This is a genomic window from Hydrogenophaga sp., from assembly GCF_051860785.1.
GTDB lineage: Bacteria > Pseudomonadota > Gammaproteobacteria > Burkholderiales > Burkholderiaceae_C > Hydrogenophaga.
Genome location: NZ_JBIMLB010000002.1, coordinates 1 through 16,305 on the forward strand (window position 1 = coordinate 1; position 16,305 = coordinate 16,305).

Annotated in this window: 15 protein-coding genes and 1 pseudogene; 11 read left to right on the plus strand and 5 right to left on the minus strand. The window is 62.7% G+C overall.

The genetic code is table 11. The features are described from left to right. Positions 1-310, minus strand: a pseudogene (locus ACTIF6_RS02995) (IS21 family transposase); the annotation flags it as partial. A 264-nt stretch (positions 311-574) separates the two neighbouring features. On the opposite strand from ACTIF6_RS02995, the gene ACTIF6_RS03000 reads away from it, so the two are divergent. Next, positions 575-1,492: a porin gene (locus ACTIF6_RS03000; RefSeq protein ID WP_439586917.1), complete on the plus strand. Its 918-nt coding sequence runs from the start codon at positions 575-577 to the stop codon at positions 1,490-1,492. A gap of 77 nt (positions 1,493-1,569) precedes the next feature. Here ACTIF6_RS03000 and ACTIF6_RS03005 read toward each other — a convergent pair whose 3' ends face one another. Then, entirely contained in the window at positions 1,570-1,887 is a 318-nt protein-coding gene (locus tag ACTIF6_RS03005) for a ComEA family DNA-binding protein (protein ID WP_439586534.1), read from the minus strand. A gap of 259 nt (positions 1,888-2,146) precedes the next feature. On the opposite strand from ACTIF6_RS03005, the gene ACTIF6_RS03010 reads away from it, so the two are divergent. From ACTIF6_RS03010 to ACTIF6_RS03045, 8 genes are all read left to right on the plus strand, one after another. Then, positions 2,147-2,857 carry a DUF3047 domain-containing protein gene (locus ACTIF6_RS03010; protein ID WP_439586535.1) on the plus strand — a complete coding sequence of 237 codons (711 nt, stop codon included), beginning with the start codon at positions 2,147-2,149 and terminating at the stop codon, positions 2,855-2,857. Positions 2,858-3,029: 172 nt separating this feature from the next. Next, positions 3,030-4,601 carry an ABC transporter substrate-binding protein gene (locus ACTIF6_RS03015; protein ID WP_439586536.1) on the plus strand — a complete coding sequence of 524 codons (1,572 nt, stop codon included), beginning with the start codon at positions 3,030-3,032 and terminating at the stop codon, positions 4,599-4,601. A gap of 63 nt (positions 4,602-4,664) precedes the next feature. After that, a complete protein-coding gene (locus ACTIF6_RS03020; RefSeq protein WP_439586537.1) occupies positions 4,665-5,645 on the plus strand; it encodes an ABC transporter permease in 981 nt (326 codons plus the stop codon). Continuing rightward, on the plus strand, positions 5,642-6,943 hold the full coding sequence (locus ACTIF6_RS03025) for a M20 aminoacylase family protein (RefSeq protein ID WP_439586538.1): 1,302 nt from the start codon (positions 5,642-5,644) through the stop codon (positions 6,941-6,943). Before ACTIF6_RS03020 ends, ACTIF6_RS03025 begins: the two co-directional genes overlap by 4 nt. Before the next feature lie 41 nt (positions 6,944-6,984). Beyond that, positions 6,985-8,517 (plus strand): ABC transporter substrate-binding protein, encoded by a 1,533-nt coding sequence (locus ACTIF6_RS03030; protein ID WP_439586918.1) that lies wholly within the window; start codon positions 6,985-6,987, stop codon positions 8,515-8,517. Positions 8,518-8,608: 91 nt separating this feature from the next. Then, positions 8,609-9,517: an ABC transporter permease gene (locus tag ACTIF6_RS03035; RefSeq protein ID WP_439586919.1), complete on the plus strand. Its 909-nt coding sequence runs from the start codon at positions 8,609-8,611 to the stop codon at positions 9,515-9,517. A 4-nt stretch (positions 9,518-9,521) separates the two neighbouring features. Beyond that, positions 9,522-10,499, plus strand: a complete 978-nt coding sequence (locus ACTIF6_RS03040) for an ABC transporter ATP-binding protein (protein WP_439586539.1) — start codon at positions 9,522-9,524, stop codon at positions 10,497-10,499. Positions 10,500-10,543: 44 nt separating this feature from the next. After that, entirely contained in the window at positions 10,544-11,587 is a 1,044-nt protein-coding gene (locus ACTIF6_RS03045) for an ABC transporter ATP-binding protein (RefSeq protein WP_439586920.1), read from the plus strand. Positions 11,588-11,593: 6 nt separating this feature from the next. Here the strand turns inward: ACTIF6_RS03045 and ACTIF6_RS03050 are convergent, their stop codons facing one another. Beyond that, positions 11,594-12,442 (minus strand): MurR/RpiR family transcriptional regulator, encoded by an 849-nt coding sequence (locus ACTIF6_RS03050; protein ID WP_439586540.1) that lies wholly within the window; start codon positions 12,440-12,442, stop codon positions 11,594-11,596. Between the two features lie 63 nt (positions 12,443-12,505). On the opposite strand from ACTIF6_RS03050, the gene tal reads away from it, so the two are divergent. Then, positions 12,506-13,447 carry a transaldolase gene (tal, locus tag ACTIF6_RS03055; RefSeq protein WP_439586541.1) on the plus strand — a complete coding sequence of 314 codons (942 nt, stop codon included), beginning with the start codon at positions 12,506-12,508 and terminating at the stop codon, positions 13,445-13,447. Between the two features lie 73 nt (positions 13,448-13,520). Here the strand turns inward: tal and groL are convergent, their stop codons facing one another. Further along, a complete protein-coding gene (groL, locus tag ACTIF6_RS03060) occupies positions 13,521-15,173 on the minus strand; it encodes a chaperonin GroEL (RefSeq protein WP_439586542.1) in 1,653 nt (550 codons plus the stop codon). Positions 15,174-15,217: 44 nt separating this feature from the next. Then, a complete protein-coding gene (locus tag ACTIF6_RS03065; protein WP_439586543.1) occupies positions 15,218-15,508 on the minus strand; it encodes a co-chaperone GroES in 291 nt (96 codons plus the stop codon). A gap of 237 nt (positions 15,509-15,745) precedes the next feature. On the opposite strand from ACTIF6_RS03065, the gene ACTIF6_RS03070 reads away from it, so the two are divergent. Next, the gene (locus ACTIF6_RS03070) at positions 15,746-16,294 is read left to right on the plus strand and encodes an NADPH-dependent FMN reductase (protein WP_439586544.1); all 549 of its coding nucleotides are present in this window, start codon (positions 15,746-15,748) and stop codon (positions 16,292-16,294) included. Positions 16,295-16,305 lie beyond the last annotated feature (11 nt).

The window sequence follows — 16,305 nt, forward strand, 5'->3', positions numbered from 1 at the left end:
GGCCGGGGTGGCGGGTGCTGTGCTCCTCCCACAGCAGCATCAGCGTCATGCCCTTGCGGCGCAACTCCTGGTGGATACGGCCGTAGTCGGGCTGCACAAAGCCACTGGCTCGCTGAGGTGTCCCCAGCAAACGGTTGTGCAGGGCGGTGTCATCGAGGGCCTGGATTTGCGGCCAATCCAAACCAGCGCCTGTGGCCAGGGTGAGGTACTTGGTGATGACGCCTTTGGAGATATCCAGAGCAGCAGCGGTTTGCTCGTGGGTGAGCTGGGCTTCAAGTTTGAGACGCAGCACGTCCCGTATCTTGCGCATATTGATCCTTCGGGTGTCGGGCATGCCCACTCCAGCAAAGCTGTCGAGGCTACCCGCGTGGGTTGGGGAAATATGCGCAACGTCACACGCTGCAAGACCTGATTCCGGCATCGTGAACAAGCATTCCGGCGTCGTGAACGGGGATTCCGGTCACTGCCCAAAAACGTTCACGATCGCCCGGAATCCCTGTTCACGATAAATCGGAATCGGTGTTCACGATCTGCCGGAATCACCGTTCACGGTCGTCCGGAATACCCAGTCACGATCTACGGTATCGCTGACGTTTGGGTCGGCAGCCAGAAGGACACCGGCGGCGTCGTGGTGCCCCAGGTTTCGTCCACGAACGTTCTCGAGTCGGGTGGCTTGTCTGCCAGCCGTCTGGGCTTCAAGGGTACGGAAGACCTCGGCGGTGGCCTGTCTGCCGTATTCGGCCTCGAAGCCGGCCTGACCATCGACAACGGCACCGCAGGTGGCCTGAGCTTCAACCGCCAGTCCTACGTCGGCTTCGCTGGCGGTTTTGGTGAGGTGACCTTCGGCAAGATGTGGACCTCGTACGACGATATCGAAGCCGGCGCACACAGCCTGTTCGGTGGTCTGGACTTCGCTCCGGAATACGCCGTGATGCTCAGCGGCCGCGACTACATCGGCAACCCCAACAACGGCTTCAAGTACACCTCGCCCGATTTCGGTGGCATCAGCGGCTCCGTGTCTTATGCGCTGGACGAAACCGTTGGTGGTAACGCTGAAGTGACGGCCTTCCACATCAAGTACACCGGCGGCCCGATCTACGCTGGCATCGCCTACCAGGACGAAGGCACCACCGGTGGCCTGCCCAACCCTGAGTACATCCGTGCCAACGCGTCCTACGACTTCGGTGTTGCCCAACTGCTGGCCACCTACGGCAACAAGAAGGTCGGCGCTGCCAAGACCAACGAGTACGCCCTGGGCGTGAACGTGCCCGTGGGCCCCGCTGTCGTGGTGTCCGCTGGCTATGCCACCTCCAAGGACAACGCCGCTGCAGGCAGCAACAAGCGCACCGGCTTCGGCCTGGGCGCCACCTACGCCCTGTCCAAGCGCACCGCGCTGTATGGTGCATTCACCTCGGCCGACTGGAAAGACGGCGCTGGCGTGAAGACCAACGACATCAGCATCTGGGGCGTGGGCGTTCGCCACACCTTCTGATCGACGTTCTCCGGAACAGCGAGCATCAAAAAAGCCACCCGGCGTGCCGGGTGGCTTTTTCTTTGGCGCAGACGTGGTTACTTCGACGCTTTGGCCGGCTTCTTTTCTGCAGTGCTGGCGGTGCTGCCAGGCTTGTAGGCTTCACCATTGACGGTAAGCCCCTCGGCGGAGAGTTTGCTGGCACGCTTGTCGCCGATGCCGGGGACTCGCTGGACCAGATCTGCCCAGTTCTTGAATGGCGATGCCTTTCGTTCTTCCAGCATCTTGCCCGAGGTCCCGGGTCCGATGCCTTTGATGCTGTCCAGATCGGCGGCAGTGGCTGTGTTGACATCCACGGCTGCCCAGCAGGTGAGGGCAAAGAAGGCCAGCAAGGCGGCCACAGTTTTTTTGATCATGTGTTTCCTCCACTAGGGAATCGGGTTTTGAATCACCTGCTCAGCAGGCGGGTGCCGCATGTGTGGCATCCGAGTGAAATGTAATTCTTTTGTATTCAATTGACATCCTGATAATCCCGGAGAAAAACGCCAATGAAACTTAGACTTGGCGCGAGCAGTGATTGGCCCGTTGGCCAGAGGACCTATGCAATCGAACAAGCCAAATAGAGGCGCCGCGCTGCTTACCATCGTGCTGGTGGCTGGGTGCGCTGGAACGTTGATGCGCGATGACGCAACAGAGGCCGGCAAAACCGTCGAAGTGGACGATGCCAGCTTGAAGGCCGTGGCCAACCGGATATTGCTGACGCCGGCTGGCGTGCCCGACTGGCAGTCTTTTGTCTTTCCCGGCAAGCGCTTTGCGCCTTTCGAGCCGGTGGTGGTGCAGGACCGACAGGGGTTGCGAGTCAGGGCAAAAAGCTCGGTGAGCATCTTGCGCCAGCGCTTCGATCCCATGCTGAACCGGTTGGGTCAACTGAGCTTCTCGTGGCGGGTCGACGGACTGCCCGGCCAGGCAGACCTCACGCAGGCCGCTCTGGCCGACTCACCGGTGCGGGTCGTGCTGGCGTTTGAGGGCGATCGCCAGCGCTGGTCGCCGAGGACGCACCGACTCTCCGAGATGAGCCGCCTGTTCACCGGAGAGGAGTTGCCCTATGCCACGCTGGTCTATGTGTGGAGCGTGAAAGATGCGCTGGGCAGTGTGGTGATGAACCCGCGCACGGACCGCATCCGCAAGCTGGTGCTGGACAGTGGCCCGGAGCGTTTGGGCCAATGGCGTGACCACGTGCGAGACGTGAGGGCGGACTTCATCCAAGCATTCGGGGAAGAGCCTGGACCGCTTCGCGCGGTGGCGCTCATGACCGACACCGACAACACCCAGAGCCGGCTCACCGCCTGGTACGGTGCGTTGAGCCTGGTGGGCGCAGTCGACTGACCGCCCGCGGCTTCAGTGCCCGCGCCCCGCGGCGATGCATGCGCTGCCTGAAAAGGACACCCAGGTGACCAATCCAGTGCGTTTTCGAGCCGCGGTTGGGGTTAGTCCCGTGCATGAGCGGGAACGTTTGTTGCATAGTTGCGAGATGTTCATTTTATTTAGGTGTCAACAAATGAAATTTCGACTCGCACTCCTTTGCGCCGCGATGGCGGTGGGCGTTGGTGGTGTCCAGGCCAAGACCTTCAAATGGACCAGTGCCAGCGACATTCCCACCTGGGACATCCATTCCCAGAACAACGCCCTTGCCAACGGTGTTCACGCATCGGTCTACGAGTCGCTCGTCTACTACAACAGCCGCACCTTCAAGCCCGAGCCCATGCTGGCCAGTGGCTGGACGCAGGTCTCCCCTACGCAGTTGCGCATCACGCTGCGCAATGGTGTGAAGTTCCATGACGGTTCGGCTTTCACGGCTGACGATGCGGTGTTCTCCATCGAACGCGCCATGAGCAAGACGTCGAACTTCACTGTTTACACACAGGGCATTACCAAGGTCACGAAGGTCAACAACAACACCATCGACATCATCAGTGGCGGGCCCAACCCGGTGCTGGTGAACCAGTTGACGGAACTGCGCATGATGAGCAAGGCCTGGGCCGAGAAGAACAACTCGACCGCGCCCAAGGACATCAAGACGCAGGACGAGAACTTTGCCCACCGCAACGCGAACGGCACGGGGCCTTTCATGCTCAAGGAGTGGCAACCCGACCAGAAGATCGTGCTGGCCAAGAACCCCAACTGGTGGGGCACGGCCGAAGGCAACGTGACCGAGATCGTCTACACCCCAGTGAAGGCTGTGGCCACCCGCATGGCCGCGCTGCTGTCGGGCGAGGTGGACTTCGTTCTCGACCCCAGCCCGCAGGATCTGCCCCGCATCCGCCAGGACGGCAACCTGAAGGTGATGGACGGTGTCGAGAACCGCACCATCTTCTTCGGCATGGACCAGTTCCGCGACGAGCTGCCAGGCAGCAACATCAAGGGCAAGAATCCGCTGAAGGACCAGCGGGTGCGCAAGGCGCTCTATCAGGCCATCGACATCAACGCCATCACCCGCGTAAGTCTGCGTGGTCTTGGCCAGGCCACGGGTGCGCTGGTGGCGCCGCAGGTGGCAGGATGGACGGAAGCGGTGCACGCGCGCCATCCGTTCGACGTGGCCGCTGCGCAGAAGCTGCTGGCCGATGCCGGCTACAAAGATGGTTTCGAGGTCGACTTCGCCTGCCCGAACAACCGCTACATCAACGACGAACAGATCTGCCAGGCCGTGACCGCCATGTGGGCGCGCATCGGCGTCAAGGCCAAACTGCGCACGCTGCCGCTGGCCACCTACTTCCCCATGATCCAGCGTTTCGAAGCAAGCATCTACATGCTGGGCTGGGGCGTGCCGACCTTCGATGCGCTCTACAGCCTGCAGTCACTGGTGCGCACGCTGGGCACGGGCGGTGACGGCAACTACAACGTAGGCCGTTACAGCAACCCCAAGATGGACGCCATCATCGACCGCGCCAAGACCGAGACCGACCCCTTCGTGCGTCCGCGCCTGTTGACGGAGGCCCTGGCGCTGTCGAATGAGGATGTGTCCCACATCCCGCTTCACAACCAGATCATTCCCTGGGCCATGAAGAAAAACATCGACGTGGTGCACCGCGCTGACAACCGCCTGGATTGGCGCTTGATCAAGGTAAACTGATTCCAGCCAGTCAGACGAGGGTCGCGCACCGACAGGGGCGACCCTCTCTTTATTTCCAACAAGATGTTCGCATTCATTCTCCGGCGGCTCGCGCAAGCGGTCGTCGTCATGGTCAGCGTGGCGCTGATCGCGTTCATGTTGTTCCAGTACGTGGGCGATCCCGTGGTGTTCCTGCTCGGACAGGACGCCACCGCGGAGCAGATTCGTGAACTGCGCGCCGACCTCGGTCTGGACCAACCGTTTTTCGTCCAGTTCTGGCATTTCCTGGCCAACGCCGTGCAAGGCGAGTTCGGGCTCTCGCTGCGCCAGGGTGCGAAGGTCTCGCGCCTGATTGCCGAGCGCTTCCCCGCGACGCTGGAACTCTCCATGGTGGCGGCGGTGCTCGCGCTGGCGATCGGCATCCCGATGGGGGTGTACGCGGCCTTGCGGCGCGGCACTTTCATGAGCCAGGTGTTCATGACTGTGTCGCTGCTCGGCGTCTCGCTGCCCACCTTCCTGATCGGCATCCTGCTCATTCTGGGTTTTGCGGTGAACCTGGGCTGGTTTCCGAGCTTCGGGCGCGGTGAGGTGACGCAGGTGGGCTGGTGGACCACCGGGCTGCTCAGTGCCAAGGGCTGGCACCACATCACCCTGCCTGCCATCACCCTGGCGATCTTCCAGCTCACGCTCATCATGAGGCTGGTGCGCGCGGAGATGCTGGAGGTGCTGCGCACCGACTACATCAAGTTCGCCCGCGCACGTGGCCTCACCAACCGCGCCGTGCACTTTGGCCATGCGCTGAAGAACACGCTGGTGCCGGTGATGACGATCACGGGCCTTCAACTGGGTGGGCTCATTGCGTTTGCCATCATCACGGAGACCGTGTTCCAGTGGCCGGGCATGGGATTGCTGTTCATTCAGGCCGTGACCTTTGCCGACATTCCCGTGATGGCGGCTTACCTCTGTCTCATCGCCCTGATCTTTGTGGTGATCAACCTCGTGGTGGACCTGCTGTACTTTGCGGTGGATCCCCGTCTTCGTGTCGAAAAGGCAGGTGGCCATTGAACGCCCGTCAAGACAGTCTCGCGCCGCGCATCAAGGCCCATGGCCGCGCATTCGCGCACATCGCGGCCTTCCATCCTGAGCTCACGGCGCTGCGGCGCGATCTGCACGCCCATCCCGAACTGGGCTTCGAAGAGCACTACACCGCCAACCGGGTGGTGGAGTCGCTCAAGGTTTGCGGCGTGGACGAGATTCACACCGGCATCGGCAAGACCGGCGTGGTGGCCGTGATTCGTGGACGCAAGACGGACAGTGGCCGGATGATGGGTCTTCGTGCCGACATGGACGCCTTGCCCATGACCGAGCACAACGACTTCGCCTGGCGCTCCACCCGCCCCGGAATGATGCACGGCTGCGGACACGATGGCCACACCACCATGCTCGTGGGCGCGGCGCGGTACCTTGCCGAGACACGGAATTTCGACGGAACTGCCGTGCTGATCTTCCAGCCAGGGGAAGAAGGCTTTGCTGGCGCCAAGGCCATGATCGAAGACGGTCTGTTCGATCGGTTTCCCGTGCAGTCGGTCTATGGCATGCACAACTGGCCTCAGATGAAACCCGGCATGGTCGGCGTGAATCCGGGGCCGATGATGGCCTCGGCCGACCGCATCACCATCGAGATCACGGGCAAGGGTGGTCATGGTGCACATCCTTATCAGACCGTGGATCCGGTGCTGGTCGCTGCCCACATCATCACGGCCGTGCAGAGCATCGTCTCGCGCAACGTGCGCGCCATCGACAGTGCGGTGATCAGCCTGTGCGCCATGCAGGCCGGCGACATGGGTGCCTTCAGCGTGACGCCGGGCAAGGCCACGCTGGTGGGCACGGTGCGCACCTTCAACCCCGAGGTGCAGAACCTCGTGGAGAAGCGCCTGCACGAGGTGTGTTCCGGTGTGGCGCTCGGGCTGGGTGCCGCGGCGCACGTGAACTACGAGCGCATCTACCCGGCCACCATCAACAGCCGCGATGAAGCCCGATTTGCCGGCGACGTGGCGCAGCGTCTCGTCGGTCACGATCACGTGGATCGCAACATGGACCCGAGCATGGGTGCGGAGGATTTCTCCTTCATGCTTCAGGTCAAGCCCGGTGCCTACATGCGCCTGGGCCAGGGCACTGACAGTGGCATGGGCGGGTGCTTCCTGCACAACAGCCGCTACGACTTCAACGACGAGGTGCTTCCTCTGGGGGCCGCATTGCATGCTGGCCTCGTCGAGCATGGCATGCCCCTGGCCGATGAATCACGTGCCACCGGCAACCAACCCCTTTCCGCAACCCCAACCCCGACAAGGAGCGACGCATGAAACTCAAGAAAACCCTGGCAGCCACCCTGGTGACCGCTGCCATGATCACCATGGGCGCCGCGTCCGCACAGACGATCCGCATCGGCAACCAGGGGGATGCCCTGTCGATGGATCCGCACTCGCTCAACGAATCGCTGCAGCTCAGCGTGACCGGCAACATCTACGAGCCGCTGGTGGGTCGTGATGCCAATCTCAAGCTCACGCCCGCACTGGCCACAAGCTGGAAGCAGACGTCACCCTCCGTCTGGCGCTTCGAGTTGCGCAAGGGCGTGAAATTCCACGACGGCGCCCCCTTCATCGCAGACGATGTGCTGTTCAGCTTCGAGCGTGCCGGGGCCGATGGCTCGGACATGAAGAGCTACGTCAACGACATCAAGGAAGTGCGCAAGGTGGGTGACTCCGTCATCGAGATCGAGACCAAGGCGCCGTTCCCCATCCTCCCCGACGTGATCTCGCTGCTGTTCATCATGAACAAGAAGTGGGCAGAGGACAACCAGGCCACGCGTCCGGTGGACCGCCGCAAGGGCATCGAGAACGCCGCGTCTTTCCGCGCCAACGGCACCGGTCCCTACCGCCTGCGCGAGCGCCAGCCCAACATCAAGACCGCCTTCGTGCGCAACGGCAACTACTGGGGCAAGATCGAAGGCAACGTCATCAACGTCGAGTACACGCCCATCGGCAACGACTCCACCCGCGTGGCAGCCTTGTTGTCGGGCCAGGTGGACGTGATCGAACCCGTGCCGCTGCAGGACGTGGCCCGCATCAATGCCAGCGGCAAGACCAAGGTCATGCAGGGCCCTGAGCTGCGCACCATCTTCCTGGGCATGGACCAGAAGCGCGACGAGTTGCTGTATTCGAACGTCAAGGGCAAGAACCCGTTCAAGGACAAACGCGTGCGCCAGGCTTTCTACCAGGCGATCGACATCAACGGCATTCAGCGCACCGTGATGCGTGGCGCCTCCAAGCCCACGGCTCTCATGGTCGGCCCCGGCATCAATGGTTTCGACGATGCCATGAACACGCGCCTGCCCTACGACCCGGAAGCGGCCAAGAAGCTGCTCGCCGATGCCGGCTACCCCAACGGCTTTGAAGTGGCGCTCAACTGCCCCAATGACCGTTACGTGAACGACGGTGCCATCTGCCAGGCCGTGGCAGCCAACCTGGCGCGTGTGGGCGTGAAGATCAACCTGCAGGCCGAAACCAAGGGTACGTACTTCCCCAAGATTCTGCGGCGCGACACCAGCTTCTACATGCTGGGATGGACGCCCGGTACCTACGACTCGCACAACGCCCTCAACGCCTTGATGCGCTGCGTGGACGACAAGGGCAGCGGCCAGTTCAACCTGGGTTCTTACTGCAATCCCAAAGTGGATGAATTGACGCTGAAGATCCAGTCGGAGACCGACAAGCCCAAGCGCGACGCGCTCATCAAGGAAGCCTTCAAGCTGCACACGGACGACATCGGCCACCTGCCGCTGCACCAGCAGGCCCTGGCCTGGGGTGTCGCCAGCAATGTGACGCTGGTCCAGCTGGCCGACAACTTCATGCCCTTCCGCTACATGTCGGTGAAGTAAGCCGGCGGCCGGCTCAATCGCCGCGGGGTGTGAAGCTCTTCAGGCCTCACACCCTGCCGGTGGCGATGATTCCAACCAGGTTCCCCACGTGATCAGTCTTCTCAAACGAGGCCTAGACAGCGATGTCGGCCACAGCTTCCGCACTTCGCCGACAGCCATCGTGGCGGCCGTGATTGCGTTCATCTGCATTTTTTGCGCGGTGTTTGCTCCCTGGGTCGCACCGCACAACCCCTTCGACCTGGCCACGCTGGAGCTCTCCAACGCGCGCTTGCCGCCGGCCTGGAGCCCGGATGGTTCGTCCAAGTTCCTGCTGGGCACCGACGATCAGGGACGCGACATCCTTTCCGCGCTCATGTACGGCGCGCGCATCTCGCTGGCCGTGGGCCTGGCGTCGGTGCTGCTGTCGGTGATCATCGGCGTGTCGTTTGGCCTGTTGGCCGGGTTCCTCGGCGGCTGGGTCGACGGCTTGCTCATGCGGCTGTGCGACGTGATGTTGTCGTTCCCGCCCATCCTGATCGCGCTGCTGATCGCCGGTGTGGGCCGTGCGCTGTTCCCGAATGCCCATGAGACGCTGGCCTTCGGTGTGCTCATCATCTCGATCACACTCACCGGTTGGGTGCAGTACGCGCGCACTGTGCGTGGTTCCACCCTGGTGGAGCGCAACAAGGAATACGTTCAGGCGGCGCGGGTGACTGGCGTGGCGCCGCTGCGCATCATGCGCAGCCACGTGCTGCCCAACGTCATGGGTCCGGTGCTGGTGCTGGCCACCATCCAGGTCGCCACGGCCATCATCACGGAAGCCACGCTCTCTTTCCTGGGCGTGGGCGCACCACCCACGTCACCCTCGTTGGGCACGCTCATCCGCGTGGGCAACGACTATCTGTTCTCCGGGGAGTGGTGGATCACCATCTTCCCGGGCGCCATGCTGGTGCTGATCGCACTCAGCGTGAACCTGCTCGGCGACTGGCTGCGCGATGCCCTGAACCCGCGACTGCGATAACAACATGAGCCTGCTTCAAGTCAAGAACCTCGTTGTCGAGTTCCCCAACCGGCGCGGCACGCTGCGTGCGCTCGACGACATTTCCTTCGACATCGCCCCCGGCGAGATCCTCGGTGTGGTGGGAGAGTCCGGCGCCGGCAAGTCGCTCACCGGTGCCTCCATCATCGGTCTGCTCGAGCCACCGGGGCGCATTGCATCGGGTCAGATCCTGCTGCAGGGCGAACGCATCGACAACCTGCCCTACGAGGCCATGCGCAAGGTGCGCGGCCGAAAGATCGGCGCCATCTTCCAGGATCCGTTGACCTCGCTCAACCCGCTGTACTCCGTGGGCCGTCAATTGATCGAGACCATCACAACGCACTTGCCGGTGTCGCAGGCCGAAGCGCGCAAGCGTGCCATCGATCTGCTCAAGGACACCGGCATTCCCGCAGCCGAGCAGCGCATCGATCACTTTCCGCACCAGTTCTCTGGTGGTATGCGCCAGCGCGTGGTGATCGCACTGGCGCTGGCCGCCGAGCCTCAGCTCATCGTGGCCGACGAGCCCACGACCGCGCTGGACGTGTCCATTCAGGCGCAGATCATCACGTTGCTCAAGACCATCTGCAAACAGCGCGGTGCTGCTGTGATGCTGATCACGCACGACATGGGTGTGATCGCTGAAACCTGTGACCGCGTGGCCGTGATGTACGCTGGGCGCGTGGCCGAGATCGGCCCGGTGCACGAAGTCATCAACCACCCGGCGCATCCCTACACCTCGGGCTTGATGGCCTGCATCCCTGACATGACCGAGGATCGCGAGCGCCTGCACCAGATCGACGGCGCCATGCCGCGCCTCAACGCCATTCCCGCAGGCTGTGCCTACAACCCCCGTTGCGAGAAGGTGTTCGATCGCTGCCACACGCAGCGCCCCGATCTTTTGTCTGCCGGCGCCACGCAGGCGGCCTGCTGGCTGCACGCCGCTGAAAAGGCGGTGGCCGTATGAGCACCATCGAGAACACCGTGCAGGCCGAGGCGGCCAGAACCCGGATGACCGAGGCGCATGCCTCCATTTCCGCCGCCACCCGGGAAGCCTCGTCCGCCGCGCCGCTGGTGCGCGCGACCGATCTGGCCAAAACCTTTGACGTCTCCGCTCCGTGGCTCAACCGCGTGATCGAGCGCCAACCGCGCTTGCTGTTGCGCGCGGTCGACGGTGTGTCGTTCGACATCCCGCGCGGTCAGACGCTGGCACTGGTGGGCGAATCAGGTTGTGGCAAGAGCACCGTGGCCCGTCTGCTGGTGGGTCTCTACGAACCCACGCGCGGCGGCTTCGAGTTCGATGGGCAGGATGCTCACGCTGCGTTCAAGACACCCGAAGGCCGCAAACTGCGTCGCCGCATCCAGATGATCTTCCAGGACCCCTACGCCAGCCTCAACCCGCGCTGGCGCGTGGAGGACATCATTGCCGAGCCGCTGCGCGAGCACGAGATCGAGACCGATCCCGCTGCGTTGAAAGAGCGCGTGGCCGATTTGCTGAGATCGGTTGGCCTCTCCCCGCTGGATGGTCCGAAGTATCCGCACCAGTTCTCCGGCGGCCAACGCCAGCGCATCTCGATCGCGCGCGCCCTTGCGACACAGCCGGAATTCCTGGTGTGCGACGAGCCCACCTCGGCGCTGGATGTGAGCGTGCAGGCGCAGGTGCTCAACATCATGAAGGACCTGCAGCGCGAGCGCGGGCTCACTTACCTCTTCATCAGCCACAACCTGGCAGTGGTTCGCCACGTGAGCGACCAGGTGGGCGTGATGTACCTTGGCCGTCTGGTGGAACTCGCACCCAAGCACACGCTGTTCGACAGCCCGCGCCATCCCTACACGCGCATGCTGCTGGATGCCATTCCGAAGATGCACGACACGGGCCGTGCCCGCACACCCGTATCTGGCGAGGTGCCCAACCCGTTGAATCCACCGAGCGGTTGTGCTTTCAACCCACGGTGCCCGCACGCCAACGATCGCTGCCGCAGCGAACGGCCAAATCTTTTGACTTTGGGCGGCATCCGCATCGCGTGCCACGCAGTGGAAGAGGGCAGGATCTAGCGGCGGTCACGCGTACCGCTTGCTTTTCAGGTTGTTCTTCATTTCCTTGAGCAGTGGCTGGAGCTTCGTCCCGCCAATGCGCAACGCCAGACAGGTTGCGACCACGTCGATCACCATCAGGTGCATCAGGCGCGAGGTCATGGGGCTGTAGCGGTCGTACCCTTCTGGGTGGTCCGCCGACAGATGGATGTGGCCGCTCTGTGCAAGCGGTGAGCCGCTGGTGGTGATGACAATCACCGTCGCACCGTGCTTGCGCGCAATGTCGGCCGCGTCCATCAGGTCGCGCGTGCGGCCTGAGTTGGAAATGATCACCACGCAGTCGCCCGGGCCGAGCAGTGAGGCGCTCATCACCTGCATGTGTCCGTCGCTGTAGGCGATGGCGTTGATGCCCAGGCGGAAGAACTTGTGTTGCGCATCCTGCGCCACGATGCCCGAATTGCCCGCGCCGTAGAACTCGATGCGCCCCCGGTTCTTGTAGGTCGCCACCAGCGCGTCCACCGCCTTCTCGATCGCGTGGCTCGAGGCGTCGTTGCGGTACTTCAGGAACGCCGCCACCGTGTTGTCGATCACCTTGACCAGCACGTCGCTGGTCTTGTCGTCTGCGTCCACGCTTCGGTGGATGAACGGCACGCCTTCGCTGACCGTACCTGCCAGCTTGAGCTTGAAGTCCGACAGGCCGTCGTAACCCATGCTGCGGCAGAAGCGCACCACGGTGGGTTTGCTCACGTGGGCGCGCTCGGCAAGTTCGGTTACCGGCAGGCTGGCAAAGGTGCGTGGATCGATCAGCACCAGTTTGGCCACGCGTTGCTCGGCAGGTGCCAGGGAGGGCAGGGAGGCTTTGATCCGGTCGAGCATGTGAGGACCTGAGTTACAAGAGGAGGTGAAATTTTATTACGGAGATTGGCCGATAATCCGCACATGAACCAGCTCGACGCCCTCAAACAATTCACCACCGTCGTGGCCGATACCGGCGATTTCAAGCAGATTGCCGCCTATACGCCCCAGGACGCCACCACCAACCCTTCGCTGATCCTCAAGGCGGTTCAGAAACCGGAGTACGCGCATCTGCTGCAGGACGCGGTGTCCAGGTACGGTGGGCAAGGGTTTGATGAGGTGATGAACCGCCTGCTGGTGCGCTTCGGCTGCGAAATCCTCGGCCTGATTCCAGGCCGCGTGTCCACCGAAGTCGATGCCCGCTTGAGTTTTGACACCGAAGCCACCGTGACGCGAGCGAGGCGCATCATCGACCTGTATCAGGGCGAAGGCGTGCACGTGGACCGGGTGCTGATCAAGATCGCCTCCACCTGGGAAGGCATCCAGGCTGCGGCCCGGCTGGAGCGCGAGGGCATTCACACCAACCTCACACTGCTGTTCTCCTTTGCGCAGGCGGTGGCCTGTGGGCAGGCCAAGGTGCAGTTGATCTCTCCATTCGTGGGGCGCATCTACGACTGGTACAAGAAGAACGCTGGAGCCAGTTGGGACGAAGCCGCCATGGCCGGCGCCAACGATCCCGGCGTGCGCTCGGTGCGCAGCATCTACGAGTTCTACAAGAAGCACGGCATTGCCACCGAAGTGATGGGTGCGAGCTTTCGCAACGTCGGACAGATCACCGCACTCGCCGGTTGCGATCTGCTCACCATCAGCCCCGACCTGCTGGCCCAGCTGGCAGCCAGCGAAGCGCCCTTGAGCCGCGCGCTCGACGGCAACGCTGCCAAGACCATGGACATTCCGTTCGTGACGCACGACGAAGCCAGTTTCCGTTTCGCGCTCAACGAAGACGCGATGGCAACCGAGAAATTGTCCGAAGGCATCCGCGCCTTCGTGGCGGACACGATCAAGCTCGAAGCGATGATGAGGTAGTCGTCGAGACAGAGCGAAAAAAAAGCCCCGCAATCGCTTGCGGGGCTTTTTGCCTTCAGGAGGCAGGGAGCACTTACATGCCCATGCCGCCCATGTCGCCCATACCGCCCATGCCACCGCCAGGCATGCCGCCGGCGCCGGCTTCGTCCTTCGGGGACTCGGCGACCATGGCTTCGGTCGTCAGCATCAGGCTGGACACCGAAGCGGCGTTCTGCAGCGCGGTGCGGGTCACCTTCGTCGGGTCCAGAATGCCCATTTCGATCATGTCGCCGTAGGTGTCGTTGGCGGCGTTGAAGCCGTAGTTGCCCTTGCCAGCCAGGATCGCGTTGACCACCACCGACGGTTCGCCACCGGCGTTGGCCACGATCTCGCGCAGGGGCGCTTCGATCGCTTTCAGCACCAGCTTGATGCCGGCGTCTTGATCAGCGTTGTCGCCCTTGATGGTGCCAGCGGCCTGACGGGCGCGCAGCAGAGCCACGCCACCACCGGCCACGATGCCTTCTTCCACCGCAGCGCGCGTGGCGTGCAGCGCATCTTCGACGCGGGCCTTCTTTTCCTTCATTTCGACTTCGGTGGCAGCGCCGACCTTGATCACGGCAACACCGCCGGCCAGCTTGGCCACGCGCTCTTGCAGCTTCTCGCGGTCGTAGTCGCTGGTGGCTTCTTCGATCTGCACGCGCACTTGCTTCACGCGGGCTTCGATGTCACCGGCAGCGCCAGCGCCGTCGATGATGGTGGTGTTTTCCTTGCCCACTTCGATGCGCTTGGCCTGGCCCAGGTCGGCCAGGGTCACTTTTTCCAGCGTCATGCCGACTTCTTCGGCAATCACCTTGCCGCCGGTCAGGATGGCGATGTCTTCCAGCATGGCCTTGCGGCGGTCGCCGAAGCCAGGGGCCTTCACAGCCACGACCTTCAGGATGCCGCGGATGGTGTTGACCACCAGCGTCGCCAGGGCTTCGCCCTCGACGTCTTCGGCAATGATCAGCAGCGGACGGCCAGCCTTGGCGACTTGCTCCAGCGTGGGCAGCAGGTCACGGATGTTGGAGACCTTCTTGTCGTACAGCAGCACGAAGGGGTTGTCCAGCAGCGCCGATTGCTTCTCGGGGTTGTTGATGAAGTAGGGCGACAGGTAGCCGCGGTCGAACTGCATGCCTTCGACGACGTCGAGTTCGTTCTGCAGCGACTTGCCGTCTTCCACGGTGATCACGCCTTCCTTGCCGACCTTGTCCATGGCGCTGGCGATGATGTCGCCGATGCTGGTGTCGCTGTTGGCAGAAATGGAGCCGACCTGCGCGATTTCCTTGCTGGTCGTGGTGGCCTTGGAGGCCTTCTTCAGCTCGGCGATCAGGGCTTCCACGGCCTTGTCGATGCCGCGCTTGAGGTCCATCGGGTTCATGCCAGCGGCCACGTACTTCATGCCTTCGCGCACGATGGCCTGGGCCAGCACGGTCGCGGTGGTGGTGCCGTCACCAGCGTTGTCGGAGGTCTTGGAAGCGACTTCCTTGACCATCTGGGCGCCCATGTTCTGGAGCTTGTCCTTGAGTTCGATTTCCTTGGCCACGGACACGCCGTCCTTGGTCACGGTGGGTGCGCCGAACGAGCGCTCGAGCACCACGTTGCGGCCCTTGGGGCCCAGGGTGACCTTGACCGCGTTGGCCAGGATGTTCACGCCCTCGACCATGCGTGCGCGGGCTTCGCCGCCGAAAATGACGTCTTTTGCTGCCATGTTGATTTCTCCGGATTCAGTAAATGGGATGAGTGAGCGAAGGCTTACTTCTGGACGACCGCGAACAGGTCGTCTTCCTTCATGACCAGCAGTTCGTCGCCGTTGACCTTGACGGTCTGGCCGCTGTACTTGCCGAACAGAACGCGGTCACCGACCTTGACGTTCATGGCGGACAGTTCGCCCTTGTCGTTTTTCTTGCCGGGACCCACCGCCAGGATTTCGCCCTGGTCTGGTTTCTCGGCGGCGGCGTCGGGAATGACGATGCCGGAGGCGGTCTTGGTTTCGCTGTCAATGCGCTTGACGATCACGCGATCGGCGAGAGGACGAAGGTTCATTGCATCTCCTGGATATGAAACGGATGGGGTTGTTCAGAACGGCGTTGCCCCCTGAACAGGGTTGGCGCTTACCGCCGCTCGACTTGGGGTTGGGTGTTAGCACTCAACCTCAGCGAGTGCTAATGATAAGGGCGTCGGAGTCCGTTTTCAAGGCAGGGTGGTTTTTTTCTTCAGCGACGAAGCACCCGAAAGCGGGTAGCCTGCTCGCTCACCCACCATCCAGAGAGGATCTCCGCCATGTCGGAATTCAAGATTGCTGTGATCGTCGGCAGCCTTCGCCGCGATTCCTTCAACCGCAAACTCGCCACTGCGCTCGCATCACTCGCACCGAAGGAATTTGCCTTCAAGCAACTCGAAATCGGCGATCTACCCTTGTACAACCAGGACGACGACGCCCAGCAGGCCGCGTCCGTGCTTCGTCTCAAGTCCGAGATATCGGCCTCGCAAGGCGTGGTGTTCGTGACGGCGGAATACAACCGCTCGATCCCGGGGGTGCTCAAGAACGCCATCGACCATGCCTCCCGCCCTTATGGCAAGAGCGCGTGGGCGGGCAAACCGGCTGGGGTGATCGGTGTATCGGTCGGCGCGATCGGCACGTCCCTGGCCCAGCAGCACCTGCGCAACATCCTGGCTTACCTCGACATGCCCACCCTGGGCCAGCCTGAGGCGTTCATCCAGGCCAAGGAAGGCCTGTTCGATGCCAACGGCGGGCTTGGCGCGGACAGCGTGGGTTTTGTCCAGAAGTGGGTCGATGCCTATACCGCGTGGGTCAGGCAGCACGCCTGAGCGGGTGGCGG